13 protein-coding genes are annotated in these 18,381 nt (G+C 71.2%); 10 read left to right on the top strand and 3 right to left on the bottom strand.

What is annotated here, in order from left to right; genetic code table 11:
- Positions 1-68 precede the first annotated feature (68 nt).
- On the bottom strand, positions 69-2,300 hold the full coding sequence (locus tag ACQY4O_RS03485) for a ComEC/Rec2 family competence protein (RefSeq protein WP_428374844.1): 2,232 nt from the start codon (positions 2,298-2,300) through the stop codon (positions 69-71).
- 169 nt (positions 2,301-2,469) lie between these two features.
- Here ACQY4O_RS03485 and gltX point away from each other — a divergent pair, with 169 nt between their 5' ends.
- The 9 genes from gltX to ACQY4O_RS03440 all read left to right on the top strand — a co-directional run bounded on the left by gltX (position 2,470) and on the right by ACQY4O_RS03440 (position 15,071).
- Positions 2,470-3,891: a glutamate--tRNA ligase gene (gene gltX / locus ACQY4O_RS03480; RefSeq protein ID WP_428374843.1), complete on the top strand. Its 1,422-nt coding sequence runs from the start codon at positions 2,470-2,472 to the stop codon at positions 3,889-3,891.
- A complete protein-coding gene (locus tag ACQY4O_RS03475; protein WP_428374842.1) occupies positions 3,884-4,849 on the top strand; it encodes an aspartate carbamoyltransferase catalytic subunit in 966 nt (321 codons plus the stop codon). The genes gltX and ACQY4O_RS03475 overlap by 8 nt, the downstream gene beginning before the upstream one ends.
- Positions 4,849-6,129 carry a dihydroorotase gene (locus ACQY4O_RS03470; RefSeq protein ID WP_428374841.1) on the top strand — a complete coding sequence of 427 codons (1,281 nt, stop codon included), beginning with the start codon at positions 4,849-4,851 and terminating at the stop codon, positions 6,127-6,129. The genes ACQY4O_RS03475 and ACQY4O_RS03470 overlap by 1 nt, the downstream gene beginning before the upstream one ends.
- Positions 6,126-6,740: a glycerol-3-phosphate 1-O-acyltransferase PlsY gene (gene plsY / locus ACQY4O_RS03465; RefSeq protein WP_428374840.1), complete on the top strand. Its 615-nt coding sequence runs from the start codon at positions 6,126-6,128 to the stop codon at positions 6,738-6,740. The genes ACQY4O_RS03470 and plsY overlap by 4 nt, the downstream gene beginning before the upstream one ends.
- A complete protein-coding gene (gene dprA / locus ACQY4O_RS03460) occupies positions 6,737-7,882 on the top strand; it encodes a DNA-processing protein DprA (RefSeq protein ID WP_428374839.1) in 1,146 nt (381 codons plus the stop codon). The genes plsY and dprA overlap by 4 nt, the downstream gene beginning before the upstream one ends.
- An 87-nt stretch (positions 7,883-7,969) precedes the next feature.
- Positions 7,970-10,690, top strand: a complete 2,721-nt coding sequence (gene topA / locus ACQY4O_RS03455) for a type I DNA topoisomerase (RefSeq protein WP_428374838.1) — start codon at positions 7,970-7,972, stop codon at positions 10,688-10,690.
- An 18-nt stretch (positions 10,691-10,708) separates the two neighbouring features.
- Positions 10,709-13,033 carry a ribonuclease R gene (rnr, locus tag ACQY4O_RS03450; protein WP_428374837.1) on the top strand — a complete coding sequence of 775 codons (2,325 nt, stop codon included), beginning with the start codon at positions 10,709-10,711 and terminating at the stop codon, positions 13,031-13,033.
- Positions 13,030-14,694, top strand: coding sequence for a S41 family peptidase (locus tag ACQY4O_RS03445; RefSeq protein WP_428374836.1), 1,665 nt, complete (start codon positions 13,030-13,032; stop codon positions 14,692-14,694). Before rnr ends, ACQY4O_RS03445 begins: the two co-directional genes overlap by 4 nt.
- 38 nt (positions 14,695-14,732) lie before the next feature.
- On the top strand, positions 14,733-15,071 hold the full coding sequence (locus ACQY4O_RS03440) for a DUF1491 family protein (protein WP_428374835.1): 339 nt from the start codon (positions 14,733-14,735) through the stop codon (positions 15,069-15,071).
- A gap of 4 nt (positions 15,072-15,075) precedes the next feature.
- On the opposite strand, the gene ACQY4O_RS03435 is transcribed toward ACQY4O_RS03440, so the two are convergent.
- Both ACQY4O_RS03435 and ACQY4O_RS03430 read right to left on the bottom strand, forming a co-directional pair.
- Positions 15,076-15,942, bottom strand: coding sequence for a DMT family transporter (locus ACQY4O_RS03435; RefSeq protein WP_428378090.1), 867 nt, complete (start codon positions 15,940-15,942; stop codon positions 15,076-15,078).
- A 65-nt stretch (positions 15,943-16,007) separates the two neighbouring features.
- Complete coding sequence (locus tag ACQY4O_RS03430; RefSeq protein ID WP_428374834.1) at positions 16,008-16,220, bottom strand: hypothetical protein; 213 nt, start codon at positions 16,218-16,220, stop codon at positions 16,008-16,010.
- A 56-nt stretch (positions 16,221-16,276) separates the two neighbouring features.
- Between ACQY4O_RS03430 and ACQY4O_RS03425 the strand changes: the two genes are divergently transcribed.
- Positions 16,277-18,280: a tetratricopeptide repeat-containing sulfotransferase family protein gene (locus ACQY4O_RS03425; RefSeq protein WP_428374833.1), complete on the top strand. Its 2,004-nt coding sequence runs from the start codon at positions 16,277-16,279 to the stop codon at positions 18,278-18,280.
- The last annotated feature ends 101 nt before the right edge of the window (positions 18,281-18,381 follow it).

The raw sequence follows: 18,381 nt of genomic DNA, 5'->3' as shown, positions 1-18,381 counted from the left end.
TGGGGCCTTCGGCCCCAGCGGGACCAGGGCAGCGCCCTGGCCTTGCTTTCTCAGCAGCCTGCTAAAACTCAGTCCGCCAGCGCCATCGGCAGCTTCGGCAGCGCCCGGTGGCCCGGCATCGGGATCCACGGCCTGAGGCCGCGGCTGTCCTGGACCGACACGATACGCAGCTCGCCGCGCTCGAACCAGATCGCCTGCGCGCCCTGCCGCCAGACCGTGAACCGGTCGATCGACGGCACCGAGGCGCAGCTGCCGGGTGCAGAGCTTTGACCCGGGTGCAGCCTGGGCAGCGGGATCGGCGCGGGCGAGAGCAGCAGCGCGATGCCGCTGCAATCCGCCGGCAGCGGCAACTTCTTCCGGTGGCCGGGGTCGCGCAGCAGCAGGATGGTCTGGCCGCGCCGGACCAGCCGGCATGCCAGGGCATCGCAGGCCACCGGGCCGAGCGTGCCGGAAGGCGGCATCGGCAGCGGCGGCGTCTCGATCGCCCAGGCAGCCCGCCAGTCCGACAGCACCAGCGGACTGCCGCCGGAGCCCTGCTCCAGCATCATCCGGCTACCGCCACGCGTCGGCACGAGCAGGACACCGGCCGGCACGCGCAGGGCGATCAGCCGTGCGTCGCTGGAGACCAGCAGGTCGGGCGGCCGGCACAGCACCGGGCTCATGATCCCGGCCAGCAGCGGCAGCAGCCCGAGCAGGCGCCACCGGCCGCGACGCAGGCACAGCCAGCACAGACCGGCGGAGATCAGGCCGAGGCCGGCGAGCGGCATCGCGGTGACCGCGATGCTGGCCGCCGGCAGGCGCGCCACCGTGCGCGCCAGCCACAGGATGACGTCCACCCCCCAGCCCATCGGGACGAGGGCCAGCCATTCCAGGTGGCACGGCATCAGCGCCAGCGACAACAGCCCGACCGGCAGCACCCACAGCGCGGTCAGCGGCACCGCGACGAGGTTGGCCAGCACGAAATAGAACTGCACATGGCCGAAATGGAACGCCGCGTAGGGCAGCGAGGCGGCGCCGGCGAGCAGGCTGGTCATGAACAGCGCCGCCACGTGCAAGCCGAGGCGCCGCTGCCAGCTCCCGGCCCCGTACAGCCGGGTCATGATCGGCCGCAGCGTCTCGTAGCCGGCGATCAGCGCCAGCACCGCGGCGAAGCTCATCTGGAACGACACCTCCAGCAGGCTCTCGGGAGCGATCAGCAGCATCAGCAGGGCGGCAATCGCCAAACCGCGCAGCGAGACCGCGCGCCGTCCCAGCATCAGGGCGAGCACGCCGAGGGCGGCCATCGTCAGGCTGCGCAGGGTCGGCAGGTGCATGCCCGTCAACGCCATGTAGAAGGCGCCGGCGAGCAGCGCCGCGACCGCTGCGATCTGCCGCGTCGGCAGGCGGAGCGCCGCGAACTCCCAGGCCGCCAGCGCCATGCGGACGCTGCCCATCGCGAGCCCCATCACGATGCCCAGATGCAGCCCGGCCACCGCGAGGAGATGCGCCAGCCCGGAGACCGCGAACGCGTTGCGGTCCGGCGCGCTGATGCCGCTGCTGATGCCGGTGACCAGGGTAGCGGCGATCGCGCCGGGCGCCCCCGGCAGCGCCAGCATGATCCGGCCGGCAATGGTCTCGCGCAGCGCCTGCCAGCGCATCGCGATCCCCGAAGCCGCATGCTGTGACTGCATCTCTGCTGGATCGAGTGCGAAGCCGCTGCCGCCGAGGCCGCCGAAGAAGGCCTCGCGCTGCAGGTCGCGGCCGCCAGGCAGCGACGGCGGCGCCGGCGCCCGGAGCATGCCGCGCAGGACGATGTCGTCTCCCACTCCGAGCACCTGCCGGTCATCGGCACGCAGGCGCATGTGCAGGCGCCGGTCGAGCGGCGGATCGAGGTCGAGCGCGGGATGCGCAAACGTGATGCGCCGGCCGCCATCGGCGAACACGTCGATCGCGGCGATGTGCCCCGAGACCACGGTGGCCCGCTTCGGCAGGTCCGGCATCGCCGGCATCCGGGCGGTTGCGAGATGGGCCGCGATGAAGCCCGCCGCCACCGCCAGCGTCGCCGCTCCCGCGTAGCGCAGCCAGTCGAGCCGGCGGGCGCCCAGCATTATCGTGAGGCCGATCAGCGCGACCACCAGCGCCGGCCAGACCGGCGGCTCGGACCGCAGCGCGAAATACTGCGCGTCGCCACAGCCGACGCAGACCGGCACCCAGAGCGCCAACCGGTCGCGCTCCGGCACCAGCGCGTCATGCAGAACCTTGCGCAGCCGCTTTGCCGGCGGCCGGAACCCGTCAGGCAGGGCCAGACGCCGGTGGGACATCGAGGTCGTCGCGCGCGCTGCAGGCAACGGTCCGGCCAGGAGGTCCATGCGGCGCATAATGCGTTATCGAAACGAAATACACGACGCCATTCCGCTCCCGTCCTACCACCTCCCTGGTTTTCCGACGCCTCTCTCGTTTTCCGATGAACGGCATGCTAGCACCCGCCCGATGAGTGTCCGCACCCGCTTCGCGCCGAGCCCGACCGGCCTGCTGCACATCGGCAACGCCCGCGCCGCGCTCTTCAATTTCCTGTTCGCCCGCCACCATGGCGGCGCCTTCCTGCTCCGCATCGAGGACACCGACCGCGAGCGCTCGACACGGCATGCGGTGGACGTGATCCTCGACGGCCTGGCCTGGATGGGCCTCGATTGGGACGAGCCGCCGGTGTACCAATCAGGACGGCAGTCGCGGCATGCCGAGGTGGCGCGTGCGCTGCTCGATGCCGGGCACGCCTATCGCTGCTACTGCACCGCGGACGAACTGCGGCAAATGCGCGAGCAGGCGCAGGCCGAAGGTCGGGCGCCGCGCTATAACGGCCTGTGGCGCGACCGCGATGCGTCCGAGGCGCCGCCGGATGCCGCGTACACGATCCGCATCCGCGCGCCGCAGGAGGGCGAGACCGTGGTCGACGACCTGGTGCAGGGCGAGGTCCGGGTCGCCAATGTCGAGCTCGACGACATGATCATCCTGCGCGCCGACGGCACGCCCACCTACCAGCATGCGGTGGTGGTGGACGACCACGACATGGCGATCACCCACGTGATCCGCGGCGACGACCACCTCACCAACAGCTTTAGGCAGTCGCAGATCTACGCCCTGATGGGCTGGGAGCGGCCGCGCTTCGCGCACCTGCCGCTGATCCACGGCCCGGACGGCGGCAAGCTGTCCAAGCGGCACGGCGCGCAGAGCGTCGTCGAGTTCCGCGAGCAGGGCTACCTGCCCGAGGCGCTCGACAACTACCTGCTGCGGCTGGGCTGGGGGCACGGCGATGCCGAGGTGCTGTCGCGCGACGAGCAGATCCGGCTGTTCGACCTCGACGGCGTCGGACGCTCGGCGAGCCGGATGGACTACGTCAAGCTGACCCACCTCAACGGCGTCTGGATGCGGGTGGCCGACGACGGCCGCCTGACCGCCGACGTGCTGGAGCGCCTGGCCGGACGGGAGGACCTCACGCTCGACGACACCGCTGCCGCGCGCATCCGCCTGCTGATGCCGGGCCTCAAGGAGCGCGCCAGGACGCTGGTCGAGCTCGCCGCCAGCGCCGCGTTCCTGGCCCGCTCGGTGCCGCTGCCTTTCGAGCCGAAGGCGCAGGCGCTGCTGACCGATGCCGCGCGCGCGATGCTGCGCGACGTTGCCCGCGAACTGTCACCCCTGGAGCCGTTCACCGCGCCGGAGATCGACGCTGCGCTGCGCCGGTTCGCCGACCGCGCCGGGCTCAAGCTCGGCCAGGTGGCGCAGCCGTTGCGGGCCGCGCTGACCGGCAGCACGTCCAGCCCCGGCATCGATGCCACCGTGGCAGCGCTCGGCCGCGACGAGTCCCTGGCGCGGATCGGGGCCATGGCCCCGGCCGAGACGACAAGCCATGGCTGAGGGCGGCCGGTTCTTCGCGGGCCAGGAGGGCAGCGCCAGTCAGCGCCACCTGCTCGGGCTGCAGGGCATGCATCCCGTCCGGATCGAGCCGTTCCTGGACCTCGCGGAGAGCTACGTGCTGCTCAACCGCAGCCGCAAGACCCAGCGCGACCTGCTGCGCGGCCGCACGCTGATCAACCTGTTCTTCGAGGACTCCACCCGCACCCGCACCAGCTTCGAGATCGCCGGCAAGCGGCTCGGCGCCGATGTCATCAACATGTCGGTCTCGACCTCGTCGGTGAACAAGGGCGAGACCCTGCTCGACACCGCCGCCACGCTGAACGCCATGCGCACCGACCTGCTGGTGGTGCGGCACGCCCAATCCGGGGCGCCAGCTTTGCTGGCCCGCAAAGTCGATGCCAGCGTGATCAATGCCGGCGACGGCACCCACGAGCATCCGACCCAGGCGCTGCTCGACGCGCTCACCATACGCAGGCGCTGCGGCCGCCTTGCCGGTCTGACGGTGGCGATCTGCGGCGATGTCGCGCACAGCCGGGTGGCGCGCTCGAACATCCATTTGCTGACCGCGATGGGCAGCCGGGTGCGCGTCATCGGACCGCCGACGCTGATCCCGGCCGAGATCGAGGCGCTCGGCGTCGCGGTGTTCCACGACATGGAGACCGGACTGCGCGACGTCGATGCGGTGATGATGCTGCGGCTGCAGCGCGAGCGCATGGCCTCTGGCCTGGTGCCCAGCGAGCGCGAGTATTTCCGCTTCTTCGGGCTCGACAGCGCCCGCCTCGCGCTGGCGAAGCCCGGCGCGCTGGTGATGCATCCGGGGCCGATGAACCGCGGCGTCGAGATCGACAGCGCGGTCGCCGACCATCCCGAGCAGAGCGTGATCCAGGAACAGGTCGAGATGGGGGTCGCGGTCCGCATGGCGGTGCTGGACCGCCTCTCGCGCGGGGCGCGATCCTGATGGGCACCCTGCTGTTCGACAACGTACGGCTGCTCGATCCCGCATCCGGGCTCGACCGGCCCGGACGGCTGCTGGTCGTCGATGGCCTGATCGACGATCTCGACCTGCCCTCGGATGCCGCCGCCCCGGAGGGTGCAGAGACCTTCGATGGCGGTGGCGCGGTGCTCTGCCCAGGCCTGGTGGACATGCGCGCCAGCGTCGGCGAGCCCGGCCACGAATATCGCGAGACCGTCGCCTCGGCCGCGGAGGCGGCGAGCTTCGGCGGCATCACCACGCTCGCCGTGCTGCCCAACACCACCCCTGTGATCGACGATCCCGCCCTGGTGCGGCTGCTGCGCGCACGCGGCGAGGAGACCGGCCGGGTCTCGATCCTGCCGTACGGCGCGGTCAGCAAGGGCTGCCGCGGCGAGGAACTGGCGGAACTCGGGCTGCTGCGCGAAGCCGGTGCGGCGGCGTTCACCGACGGCACCCGCGCCGTCGCCGACACCCGCCTGATGCGTCTCGCGCTGTCTTATGCGCGCGGCTTCGGCGCCACGGTGATCCAGCATCCCGAGGACCCGTCGCTGGCCCGCGACGGCAGCGCCACCGAGGGCGAACTCGCAACCCGGCTCGGCCTGCCCGGCATTCCCCGCGAGGCGGAGGCGATCCTGGTGGCGCGCGACCTGATGCTGGCGCGCCTCACCGGCGGCTCGCTGCATCTGGGGCATGTCTCGACCGCAGCGGCGCTGGAGCTGATCCGCCGCGCCAAGGCGGACGGGCTGGCGGTGACCTGCGACACCGCCCCCCCTTACTTCGACCTCAACGAGACCGCGATCGGGGATTTCCGCACATTCTCGAAACTGTCGCCGCCGCTGCGGCCGGAGGCGGACCGGCTCGCGGTCTGCGCGGCCCTCGCCGACGGCACCATCGATGCGATCGGCTCCGACCACATGCCGCGCGACGCCGACGACAAGCGGCTGCCATTCGCGCAGGCGGCAGCCGGCGGCGTCGGCCTGACCACCCTGCTCGGCGTCACCCTGGCCCGGGTGCATGACGGCACGCTGAGCCTGCTCGCGGCCGTCGACCTGCTGACCGCACGGCCGGCTTGCATCCTCGGCGTCGCGGCCGGGTGGCTGACGCGCGGCCGGGCCGCCGACCTGTGCCTGTTCGATCCCGAGCGGAGCTGGCGGGTGCAGTCGGGCCTGATGCCCGGACGCGCGCAGAACAGCCCGTTCGACGGCCGCGCGCTGGATGGCCGCGTGCTGGGCACCTGGAAGGCCGGCCGGCAGGTGTTCGGATGATCTCCCCGATCCCGGTCTGGGTTGCACTCGGAGTGGCAGCCGGCTCCTACCTGCTGGGCAGCGTGCCGTTCGGCCTGCTGCTGACCCGCGCCGCCGGGCTGGGCGACATACGCCGCGTCGGCTCGGGCAATATCGGCGCCACCAACGTGCTGCGCACCGGCCGGCGCGGTCTCGCCGCCGCGACCCTGCTGCTCGACGGCCTCAAGGGCGCGGTCGCGATCTGGCTGGCTATCGGCGTCTGGCCGGCAGCTCTGGCAGCATCCGTCGCCGCGGTCTGCGTGGTGCTCGGCCACTGCTTCCCGGTCTGGCTGCGCTTCGCCGGCGGCAAGGGGGTCGCGACCCTGCTCGGCGTGGCGCTGGCGCTGGACTGGCGCGTCGGCCTGGTCTGCTGCCTGCTCTGGGTGATTACTGCCCGGTGGACCCGTATCTCGTCCGCGGGCGGCATCGCCGCGGTGAACGCCCTGCCGGCCATGCTGTTTCTGCTGATGCACGGCCGTGGCCCGGTGCCTTACGCTGCCCTGCTGGCGACGCTTGTGGTCCTCGCGCGCCATCATGCCAACATTGCCCGCCTGCTTGCCGGCACCGAGCCCCGGATCGGTCGGACCCCGTGACCGACGCCCAACTCGCGGCGCGGCTTCGGCTCATACGCAGCGAGAATGTGGGGCCGGTCACCTATCGACGCCTGATGCAGCGCTACGGTGACGCCGAGGCGGCGATCGCGGCGCTGCCGGAACTGGCCCGCAACGGCGGCGGCCTGCAGGCGCCGAAGGTCCCGACTATGCAGGCGATCGCCGACGAGATCGGCGCGGTGCAGGCCATCGGCGCGCGCCTGCTGGTGCTGGGCGAGCCGTCCTACCCGCCGCTGCTGGCGCAGCTTGCCGACGCACCGCCGGTGATCATGGTGCTGGGCGATGTCGGCGTGCTGCATCGCCGCCTGGTCGCCATCGTCGGCTCGCGCAACGCCTCCTCGAACGGCATGCGGATCGCCGAGGCGCTTGCCGCCGAGCTGGGCGATCAGGGGCTTGTCGTCGTGTCCGGGCTGGCGCGTGGCATCGATGCGGCGGCGCATCGCGGGGCGCTGTTCGTGGGCCCCACGGTCGCCTGCATCGCCGGCGGCCTCGACCATCCCTACCCGCCCGAGCATGCGGTGCTGCAGGCGCAGATCGCCCAGCGCGGCGCGGTGGTCGCCGAGGCGCCGCTCGGCACCATGCCGCAGAGCCGGCACTTCCCGCGCCGCAACCGCATCATCGCGGGTCTCTCGCTGGGCTGCGTGGTGGTCGAGGCGGCGGCGCGCTCGGGCAGCCTGATCACCGCCGATCTCGCCCACACCTACGGGCGCGAGCTGTTCGCGGTGCCGGGCTCGCCGCTCGATCCGCGCTGCCGGGGCGCCAACAACCTGATACGCCAGGGCCACGCCCACCTGACCGAGAGCGCCGCCGACGTGCTGGCGCAGCTGCCCGAGCTGTCGGCGCTGCAGCTTTCGACGCTGGGTCCGGACGGGTTTGCCGAGCGGCCGCAACCGGCCTTCTCGGGGTGGGACGACCAGGCACCGGGACACTGGCCGGAGCTCGATGGCGTGCGTCCGGAGGTGCTCGGGCTGCTCGGTCCGGACCCGGTGGCGGTTGACGATCTGCTGCGCCGCTGCCAGTTCTCCGTCGGCGCCGTGCTGGCGGTCCTGACGGAACTGGAGCTCGGCGGCCGTGTCGAGAGCCTTCCAGGCAACCGGGTCAGCCTGCTCGGGTCGCCTCCCTGAGCGGACACAAGGGACTTGCGGCGCCGGTTGAACTCGTCCAACACCGGAGCGCTCGAGATTTGGGCGCTGAAGAGTTCGGGGATCGCAATGACCGACGTCGTCGTGGTCGAATCGCCCGCCAAGGCGAGAACGATCAACAAGTACCTGGGCGACGGCTACACCGTGCTGGCCTCGTTCGGCCATGTCCGCGACCTGCCGCCCAAGGACGGCAGCGTGCGCCCGGACGAGAACTTCGCCATGGACTGGCAGAGCGACGAGCGCGGCAATCGCCAGGTCGCCGCCATCATCAAGGCGCTCAAGGGCGCCAAGCGGCTCTACCTCGCCACCGACCCGGACCGCGAGGGCGAGGCGATCTCCTGGCATGTCCGCGCCATGCTGGAGGAGAAGAAGGCGCTGCGCGGCATCGACGTGCAGCGCGTCACCTTCAACGAGATCACCAAGAGCGCGATCAAGACAGCGATGGGCCGCCCGCGCGAGCTCGACCAGCCGCTGATCGAGGCCTACCTCGCCCGCCGCGCGCTCGACTACCTGGTCGGCTTCACGCTGTCGCCGGTGCTGTGGCGCAAGCTGCCCGGCAGCCGCTCGGCCGGGCGGGTGCAGTCGGTGGCGCTGCGGCTGATCTGCGAGCGCGAAGCCGAGATCGAGGTGTTCAGGCCGCGCGAGTACTGGACCGTGCTGGCGCATCTCGCCACACCGGCCGGCGCCCCCTTCACCGCCCGCCTCACCCATCTCGACGGCCGCAAGCTCGACCAGTTCGACATCAACGATGCAGTCAAGGCGGCGACGGCGAAGGCGGCGGTCGAGGCCGGCCAGTTCAGCGTCGCCTCGGTCGAACGTCGAAAAGTCAAGCGCCACCCGCCGGCACCGTTCACCACCTCGACGCTGCAGCAGGAGGCCAGCCGCAAGCTCGGCATGGGCGCGCAGGCGACGATGCGCGCCGCCCAGCAGCTCTACGAGGGCATCGAGCTCGGCGGCGAGACCGTCGGCCTGATCACCTACATGCGCACCGACGGCGTGCAGATGGCGCGCGAGGCGATCGACGCCATACGCGGCCATATCGACGGCAAGTTCGGCCGCGACTACCTGCCGGCGACGGCGCGGGAATATGCCACCAAGGCCAAGAACGCCCAGGAGGCGCACGAGGCGGTGCGCCCGACGGATGTCGAGCGCCGGCCGGAGGATGTCGGGCGCTACCTGTCCGACGAGCAGCGCCGGCTCTACGAGCTGGTCTGGAAGCGCGCGGTGGCGAGCCAGATGCAGTCCGCCGAGCTCGACCAGGTGATCGTCGAGATCGACGAGCAGAATGCGGGCGCTTCCGGGCGGGCGAGGCTGCGCGCCACCGGCTCGATCATCGCCTTCGACGGCTTCCTCAAGCTCTATTCCGAGAGCCGCGACGATGCGCGCGCCGAGGCCGAGGCGGCCGAGGAGGACAGCCGGATGCTGCCGCCGATGCGCGAGCACGATCCGCTGAAGACCGGCGCGGTGGATGCCGACCAGCATTTCACCCAGCCGCCGCCGCGCTTCTCGGAAGCGTCGCTCGTCAAGAAGATGGAGGAGATCGGCATCGGCCGGCCCTCGACCTATGCCTCGATCCTGTCGGTGCTGCGCGACCGCGACTATGTCCGCCTGGAGAACAAGCGATTCATTCCTGAAGATCGAGGAAGGCTGGTGACGGCGTTCCTGACCAGCTTCTTCGAGCGCTATGTCGACACCCAGTTCACCGCCGGCCTGGAGGAGCAGCTCGACGACATCTCGGACGGCCGCGCCGACTGGCACGACGTGATGGCGAAGTTCTGGGAGGCGTTCTCGAACTCGGTCGCGCAGACCCGCGACCTCAAGATCTCCGACGTGATCGACGCGCTGGACGCCGACCTGGGCGCGCACTTCTTCCCCGAGCCTGCCGACGGCTCGGACCCGCGCCGCTGCACCGCCTGCGGCAACGGCCGGCTCGGCCTCAAGCTCGGCCGTTACGGCTCCTTCATCGGCTGCTCGAACTACCCGGCCTGCCAGTTCACCCGCAGGCTGGTGGTCGATGCCAGGGAGGGCGAAGGCGGCGGCGGCACGCTGAGCGAAGGGCGTCGCTCGCTCGGCATGCATCCCGAGACCGGCGATGAGATCACGGTGCGTCGCGGCCCGTACGGGCTCTATGTCCAGCAGGGCGAGCCCAACCCCGAGGACAAGAAGGCCAAGCCGCGCCGCTCGACGCTGCCCAACGGGATCGAGGGCGACAGCATCACGCTGGAGCAGGCGGTCGGGCTGCTGTCGCTGCCGCGCATCGTGGGCCTCCATCCGGAGTTCGGCGAGCCGATGGAGGCCGGCATCGGCCGCTTCGGGCCGTACGTGAAGATGGGCGCGATCTTCGCCTCGCTGGAGAAGGACGACGACGTGCTGGCGATCGGCGTCAACCGGGCGGTGGACGTGATCGGCAAGAAGCTGGCCTCCGTGCGCAGCCTCGGCGACCACCCGAAGGACCGCGCCCCGGTCATGGTCCGCAAGGGCCGCTTCGGGCCGTATTTCCAGCACGGGATGATGATCGCCAACATCCCGCGCGACAAGACGATGGAGGACGTCACCCTCGACGAGGCGGTGGCGCTGCTGGCCGAGAAGGGTCGCGCGATGAAGCCACGCGGCGGTAGGAAGGGCGCCAAGGCCAAGCCTGCTCCGAAGCCGCGCGCGGCGCGTCCCGCGGCGTCCGCGGCCGTGCGTCCGGCAGCGGTCGCAAAGAAGCCGGCTGGAAAGGCTGCAAGACCCAAGGCTGCCGCCCAGGCGTCGCGCCCGGCCCGCAAGACGGCCGCCAAAACGTCCTGACGTGCCAAGCCTGCCGACGTGACACAGCGGCGCCCGGGTCCGGTGACGCCGGACCCGGCCGACGGTGCTCCGGACGAGGCGGCTGGCAGGACGCTGCCGAGCATCGAGGAGGTGCGCCGCTTCGTGGCGGCGTCCCCCGGCCGCGTCGGCAAGCGGGAGATCGCCCGCGCCTTTGGTCTCGGCCCCGACCAGCGCCCGGCGCTGCGCGATCTGCTGCGGGCGCTCGGCCATGACGGGACGCTGGCTCCGGCCGGAGCGAAGCGCTACCTGACGCCGGGCCGGCTCGCGGACGAGATGCTGGTGGTGGTCACCGGCACCGATCCGGACGGCGATGCCGTCGCGCGGCCGGTCGGCTGGCAGGGCGACGGGCCACCACCCGTGGTGTGGATGCATCGCGAGCCCCGTGGCCAGCCGGCGCTCGCGCCCGGCGAGCGCGTGATCGCGCGGCTGAAGCGTATTCCGGCTGGCAAGGGTGCCGGAAAATACGAGGGCCGCACGGTCAGGCGTATCTCGCAGGCGCCGGGCCGGGTGCTGGGGGTGTTCCGGCCGAGCCCGGACGCGGCTCCGCGCGGCGGCCTGCTTCAGCCCGAGGCCGGGCGCCTGGTGCCGACCGACCGGCGCCAGAAGGCGGAGTGGAGCATCCCGCACGGCGAGAGCCTGGACGCCGAACCCGACGAGATCGTGCTGGCCGAGCCGCTGCCCCAGAGTGGCTACGGATTGAAGCCGGCCCGCGTGGTCGAGCGGCTCGGCCGGCTGGGGGATGCGCGCGCGATCAGCCTGATCAGCATCCACACGCACGGCATCCCGGACGAGTTCCCCCCCGAGGCACTGGCGGAGGCGGAGGCGGCCCAGGAGGCGCCCGAGCAGGTCGGGCTGCGCGGCCGCACCGATCTCCGCCACCTGCCGCTCATCACCATCGACGGCGAGGACGCGCGCGACTTCGACGATGCGGTGTTCGCCGAGCCGGCGCCGGGTGGCGGCTGGCGGCTGGTGGTGGCGATCGCCGATGTCGCGCACTACGTGCCGGCCGGCTCCGCACTCGACCGCGAGGCGGGGCGGCGCGGCAACTCGGTCTATTTCCCCGACCGGGTGGTGCCGATGCTGCCCGAGGCGCTGTCCAACGGCTGGTGCTCGCTGCGGCCGCACGAGAATCGCGGCTGCCTGTTCGTCGAGATGACCGTCGGCGCGGATGGCGCGAAGCACGCATATCGCTTCGGCCGGGGGCTGATGCGGTCGGCGGCCCGCCTCACCTACGAGCAGGTGCAGGCGGCGCAGGATGCCGACACCGCGCCCGAGGGCGTGCCCGACGGCCTGCTTGCCGCCCTGTATGGCGCGTGGCGCGCGCTGCACGCGGCCCGGTCGCGTCGCGGCACACTCGATCTCGATCTGCCGGAGCGCCAAATCCGGCTGGACGACGCGGGTCGCATCACCGCGATCACCCCGCGGCGGCGCCTGGACAGCCACCGGCTGATCGAGGAGTTCATGGTGCTGGCCAATGTCGCCGCCGCCGAGGAGTTGCGCCGGCTGCGGATGCCCTGCCTGTTCCGCGTGCATGCGCCGCCCTCCCCCGAGAAGCTCGACGCGCTGCGCGACTTCCTCGCCGCCCTCGGCCTCAGCCTGAAGCCCGTGGGGGAAGTGCGTGCAACCGACCTGGACAGCGTGCTGCAGCAGGTCGCCGGCACCGCGATGGCGCCGCAGGTCAACGAGATGGTGCTGCGCAGCCAGAGTCAGGCCGAATACAGCCCGGAAAACATCGGCCATTTCGGGCTGGCGCTGCCGGAATACGCCCACTTCACCTCGCCGATCCGGCGCTATGCCGACCTGCTGGTGCATCGCGGCCTGATTGCCGGACTCGGGCTGGGCCGCGACGGGCTCCGACCCGACGCCGGGGGCCAGTTCGAGGCGCTGGGCGAGCAGGTGACGCAGACCGAGCGCCGCGCCGCGCTGGCCGAACGCGACTCCGCCGAGCGTTACATCGCTGCACACATGGCGGATAAAATTGGCGCAATATTCACGGCCCGCATTTCCGGCGTGACCCGTTTCGGGCTTTTCGTCACACTGCCGGAATCAGGTGCCACCGGTCTGGTGCCTGTCTCCACGTTGCCAGACGACCTGTGGACCCATGATGAAACGGCACAAGCCCTCACCGGCCGGCAATCCCGAATGTCCTACCACCTGACCCAGCCGGTCGAGGTGCGGCTGCTCGAGGCAACGCCGGTCACCGGCGGCCTGCTGTTCGCCATCGCCGGCAACGACGCCACGCAGGCCCGCGGTGGTGCGCAAAGCTCGGGGCGGCGGCCTGCAGGTGCTGTACGCGGGGCGTCCAGCCAGCGCCGTCCGTGAGCGTCCCCGGCTGCCGCCTGTGCCTGGGCCGGCTGGGCATCGCGATGCTGGCGCTGGTGCTGCTGTTCGCGCCGGCCCCGGGCTTCGCCGACACCCAGATCTCCGGCGGGCAGCCTCCCGGTGCGTTCGATCCGGCGATGCTGGGCAGCGTGATCGGCGCCGCGCTCAACTTCCTGCGGCCGCGCACCTTGGAGGCCTATAGCTGCCGGCAGTTCACCCTGTGGGGCCTGAACGGGCTGACCGCGATCGACCCGGCTCTGACGCCCGAGGCCACTGAAAAGACCCTTCGGCTGGTGACGCCGAACGGCGTGCTGTACGCGCAGAAGCCACCGCAGGAGACCGACGCCGCCGGCTGGACGCGGGCTGCCGTGGCGATGGCCGGCGCCGCCTGGTCGCAGTCGGAGCCGCTGCGCGCGGCCGGTCAGCAGGCGCTGGTGCAGAGCTTCTTCGACGAGCTGTTCAACCACCTCGACCCGTATTCGCGCTACATCGCGCCTGCCCCCGCCGCCACCGACCGCGATGCCCGCAACGGCGCGCAGGCGAGCGCCGGGCTGACCGTGCTGCGCGAAGGCCGGGCGATCGCGATCGCCGCGGTCAATGCCAATGGTCCGGCCTGGGCCGCCGGCATCTCGGCCGGCATGCGCCTGCTCGCCATCGACGGGCAACCGGTGCGCGGTCTCGACGAGGCGGCAGTCACCGCGCTGCTGAACGGCGATCCCGGCAGCAGCGTCAGCCTCACGCTGGGGCCGGATCCGCATGCCGGCCATCGCATGTCCAGGACGGACAGCAGGCGGCACGCGCCGGAGCAGACCGTGGTGCTGACCCGGGCCGCGGTGCCACCGGAGACGGTGTTCGCCTTTTCCAGTGGCGACATCGTGGTGTTGCGGGTGACCGGCTTCTCCGCCGACACCGCTCAGGAGATGAGCCTGTTCCTCGACCAGGCGATGCAGCCGGCGGCACTCGGCGACGGGGCTGCGTCCGGCGCGGTGAAGGGGCTGGTGTTCGACCTGCGTGGCAATCGCGGCGGGGTGCTGCAGCAGGCGGTGACCTCGGTGGCGCTGGTGCTCGACCACGGGGTCGCGGTGGTGACCCGCGGCCGCATGCCGCAGGCCAACCATGTCTGGAGCGTGCAGGGCGGCGACCTCATCGGCGGTCTGCCGATCGTGGTGATGGTCGATGGGCGCACCGCGAGCGCCGCCGAGATCATGGCGGCCGCGCTGGCCGACCACCGCCGCGCGGTGGTGATCGGGAGTGCCACCCTGGGCAAGGGCCTGGTGCAGACGATCGCGCAACTGCCGGACGGCGGCGAGCTGTTCGTCACCTGGAGCCGGGTGCTGGCGCCGCTCGGCTGGCCGCTGCAGGGCCTGGGCGTCATGCCGCAGGTCTGCACCAGCCTGGGCCACACGGCGCTGGACCAGGCGATGCGGGATCTCGCCGATGGGGTGCAGGACATGAACGACGCCCTGCGCCAGGAGCGGCAGGCCAGGCCGCCCTTGCCGGTGGCGCGCATCCTGGAGATCCGCAGCGCCTGCCCGGCGGCGATCGGCACCGACGCCGACCTCGACACCGCGCGCACGCTGATCGACGATCCGGTGCGCTACCATGCCGCCCTGGTGCCGGAGGATATCGGCACCGTGTCGGGTGCCGGCGCCTCGGATTGAGCGCAGGGCCAGGGCGGGAGACCCGGGGGCAGAAGACAATGAGCGAGCCGCGACTGAAGACCGGCTTCTGGGTCAGCATGGCGATCCGTCGCGCCGACCAGGAAGGGCGCTCGGGCATGGTGCTCCGCCGCGGCGACGCGGATGCCGGCGGGGTACTCGCGGTGCTGCGCGACCGCACCGGCGGCGTGCTGGTGCTGAGCCAGGTGCGCGGCATGGATGGCGAGGCCGCCTGGATGCGCGGCACGGGTGCGACGCCGGTGGACGATGCGACCGCCGACGCCTACGTGCAGCGCCAGGTTGGGCGCGACCCGGATCTCTGGGTGCTGGAATTCGACGCCCCCGACCTGATGCCGCCATTCGAGGCGAAACTGGTCTGAGACGTCACTGCGGATGCACCGGCGGCGTCGTGCGCCACCAGCGCGTCTTCTTCTTCTCACGCGAGAAGGTGAACAGGCCGGACGCCACGATAATGGCGGCGCCCACATACATCCAGCCGTCCGGCCGGTCGTGAAACACCGCATACCCCAGCAGGATCGCCCACAGCATCTGGCTGTACTGGGTCGGCGCCACCAAGCTGGCGGGGGCGTTGCGGGAGGCGAGCTGGATCATGATGTTGCCGCAGGTGCCCATCAGCCCGCAGCCGGCGAGCCAGAGCCATTGCCGCCCGTTCGGCATGATGACATGCGGCAGCATCATCACGAAGCTGACCACGAGCGGCCCCGCGAGGCCGGCTCCGTACAGCGAGATGCGCTTCTCGCCGCCGCCCAGCGCCCGCAGGATGACGATGGTCACGGCCCCCGACATGCCGCTCAGGAACGCCGCCAGATGGCCGATGCCGAGCGCGCGGAAGCCCGGCCGCAGCACCACCAGCACGCCGATGAAGCCGACCGCCACCGCGCTCCAGCGCCGCCAGCCGATTGTCTCGCCGAGGAAGAGTACCGACAGCACCGTGACCAGCGCCGGCAGCAGAAAAATGATCGCAAACGCTTCCGCCATCGGCAGCCGGGTGAAGGCGACGATGCTGGCGAGCGCGCCGCTGGCCGCGGCCGCGGCACGCATCAGCCACAGCGCGCGGCGCCGCGAGCGGAACAGGTCCCGCCACTCGTCGGTGCGCTGCTTGAGCGCCGGGATGGCGAGCGTGCCCATGGCGGCTGCGATGAACATGACCTCGAACGGGTCGAGCGTGCCGTGCAGCAGCTTGATCGAGGCGTCGCTGAGCGCGTAGGTCGCATAGGCGACGAACGCCATCAGCACGCCCAGGCCGGTCGTGCTGCGCCCGGCGCTGGCCGGGTTCCCGGCCGCGTTGGATGGCGTCAGTGGCCGGTGTTTCCGCTACCGAAATTCGATTTGAGCGACGGGTCGTTCATGGTGCCGTTCGGATTGGCACCGGTATCCGTGCCGGACAGCAAGCTTCCGGTTGAAGCAGCGTCCTGATGATGCGCAGATGGGGTATAGGTATTGTCGCACGCGGCGACACTGAGCAGGCAGGCGATGCTCGCCACCCCGGCAATGACCTTGTTCATCATGTGCATTTCTTCCTCACGTTGAACCAAGCAAGGCGTCATGCGACCGCTGCACTCAGATGACAAGTGAAACGTCGCAATCGCACGCGCGCGCGCAGGCGCTGCAGACCTTCCAGAATGGCAGCTACCTGCTGGCGGCCAGGCTGCTCGCGTCACTGCTGGCGCGAGACCCGGACGACACCATCCTGCTCCGGCTTTGTGGCATGGCCCTGGTGCGAACCGACGCCGCTTCGGACGCCCTGCCCTATCTGGCGAGGGCGGTCGCGGTGGCGCCGGGCGACGCGATTGCCGCAACCTGGTATGGGATCGGCCTGCATGCGGCTGGACGCCATGCGGACGCGGCCAGTGCCCTGCACGCCGCAGCCTCGCTGACACCTGACGATCCGGCGCCGTTGATCCATCTGTCGCGCGCGCTCCTCAAGCAGGACCGGCCGCAGGACGCGTTCGCGGCCGCGCAGCGCGCGGTGTCTCTGGCACCCGCACTGCTCGACGCCATGTACGCAGAACGCCTGTGCGCCCTGGCGGTGCTGCAGGCGTCAGCCGCCAGCCCGCCCACCGATCTCGCGGGAGCCTGGCTGGCACTCGGCAGGATCTGCATGCGGCTGGACAAGGTGATGGACGCGCGCGCGGCCTTCCTGGAAGCGCTCGGCCTGCAGCCGCTGCTTCTGGAGGCGGAATGCGAACTGGCCCTGGTGGAGCATCTTTGCGGCCAGCCGCTGGCGGCGACGGCACGCCTGCAGGCGGTGCTGGCTCGCGATCCCGGCTGCCTGCTCGGCCGCATTGCCCTGGCGAGCCGCCTCCTGCTCGATGACGACGCTGCCACGGCACTGGCCGTGCTGAACGAGGGCCCGACGCCACCGTCGTCGTCGTCGTCGTCGTCGTCGTCGCGTGATCCGCTCTGGTCGCGATGGCATGCGGAACGGGCGCAGGCCCTGATCGCCCTGGGCCGAAACGCCGCCGCACTTCGCGAAATTGCCCAAGCGGAACAGGGTCCGGTCCGGGAACTGGAACTGCTGCTGACATGGCAGCGCCTCATATTGGCGCGCCGGGCTGCACGGCCGGAGGCAGCAGCCCTGGCGGACCGGGTGACGCGCCTGACCATGATACGCGAGGCGGGCACGCTGGAGCACCGGATCGATGCGCATTTCGACCTGGCGGACCTGCGCCGCGCCGAGCGCAATCCGGCGGCGGCCTTCGGGCACTGGCACCGCGGCCATGCGCTTCTCGGCAGAGCACAGCCCTTCTCGCGACAGCAGCACGAACTCACTCTCGAGGCGATCGTCCGCAGCTTCGACGCGAACCGCCTCGCCCGCGGTCCGTGCGCCGATAACCGCGATACATCGCCGGTGTTCATCGTCGGGCTGCCGCGCACCGGCACCACCCTGCTCGAACAGATCCTCAGCGCCCACCACTCGGTACACGGTGCCGGCGAGCGGCTGGCGGTGCGCGAAACGCTGGCGCGGCTGACCGGGACCATGGCCGCCGGCACTGCGATGACCCGCGCGGCCTGCCTCGATGCGGCAACCCTGACCGCCGCATCGGTCGGCTATCTGGCGGACCTGCATGCGGTGGCACCGCGCGCCGCGCGCGTGCTGGACAAGATGCCGGACAATGTCTTCCAGCTCGGGTTTCTTGCAACCCTGCTGCCGGGAGCACGGGTCATCTGCTGCACACGCGACCTGCGCGACGTCGGCGCCTCGATCTTCCAGCACCGCTTCATCGGGTATCATCCGTACGCACACGAGCTCGCCGACCTCGGCTGGTACATTGCGAAACATCAGGAACTCCTGCAACACTGGCGCGCGAGCCTGCCATCGCCGATGCTGATGCTCGATCATGGCGAGTGGATCGCCGATTTCGGCGCCACGCTGCGACGCGTGCTGACGTTCCTCGACCTGCCATACGATGCGGCGTGCGAGCGCTTCTTCGAGCAGGACCGGCGTATCGGCACCGCCAGCCGCACACAGGTCCGCCGCCCGATCAATGCCGCCGGCGTGGGACGGTGGCGCGCGTATGCCGAACAGCTTGCACCAATGCTGCGCGAACTGCCCCCGGCCTGCTAATCGCAACGAGTGAAGGCCAAGGGCTTTGCCCCTGGACCCCATCAAAGGCTAGCCTTTGAAATCCTTAAATTTGAGAATCGGGGTCTGGGGACCCCACTGCT

Origin of the sequence: Lichenicoccus sp., from assembly GCF_965277665.1 — a bacterium.
Lineage (GTDB): Bacteria > Pseudomonadota > Alphaproteobacteria > Acetobacterales > Acetobacteraceae > Lichenicoccus.
Note: the sequence above shows the minus strand (reverse complement) of the source record. Positions and strands in the feature narration are given on the sequence as shown.

Bases quoted from the DNA above. Each gene is read 5' to 3' on its own strand.
- ACQY4O_RS03485 (WP_428374844.1), bottom strand. From the start codon at position 2,300: ATGTCCCACCGGCGTCTGGCCCTGCCTGACGGGTTCCGGCCGCCGGCA.
- ACQY4O_RS03440 (WP_428374835.1), top strand. From the start codon at position 14,733: ATGAGCGAGCCGCGACTGAAGACCGGCTTCTGGGTCAGCATGGCGATC.
- ACQY4O_RS03470 (WP_428374841.1), top strand. From the start codon at position 4,849: ATGGGCACCCTGCTGTTCGACAACGTACGGCTGCTCGATCCCGCATCC.
- gltX (WP_428374843.1), top strand. From the start codon at position 2,470: ATGAGTGTCCGCACCCGCTTCGCGCCGAGCCCGACCGGCCTGCTGCAC.
- plsY (WP_428374840.1), top strand. From the start codon at position 6,126: ATGATCTCCCCGATCCCGGTCTGGGTTGCACTCGGAGTGGCAGCCGGC.
- ACQY4O_RS03425 (WP_428374833.1), top strand. From the start codon at position 16,277: ATGACAAGTGAAACGTCGCAATCGCACGCGCGCGCGCAGGCGCTGCAG.
- ACQY4O_RS03475 (WP_428374842.1), top strand. From the start codon at position 3,884: ATGGCTGAGGGCGGCCGGTTCTTCGCGGGCCAGGAGGGCAGCGCCAGT.
- topA (WP_428374838.1), top strand. From the start codon at position 7,970: ATGACCGACGTCGTCGTGGTCGAATCGCCCGCCAAGGCGAGAACGATC.
- ACQY4O_RS03430 (WP_428374834.1), bottom strand. From the start codon at position 16,220: ATGATGAACAAGGTCATTGCCGGGGTGGCGAGCATCGCCTGCCTGCTC.
- ACQY4O_RS03435 (WP_428378090.1), bottom strand. From the start codon at position 15,942: ATGGCGTTCGTCGCCTATGCGACCTACGCGCTCAGCGACGCCTCGATC.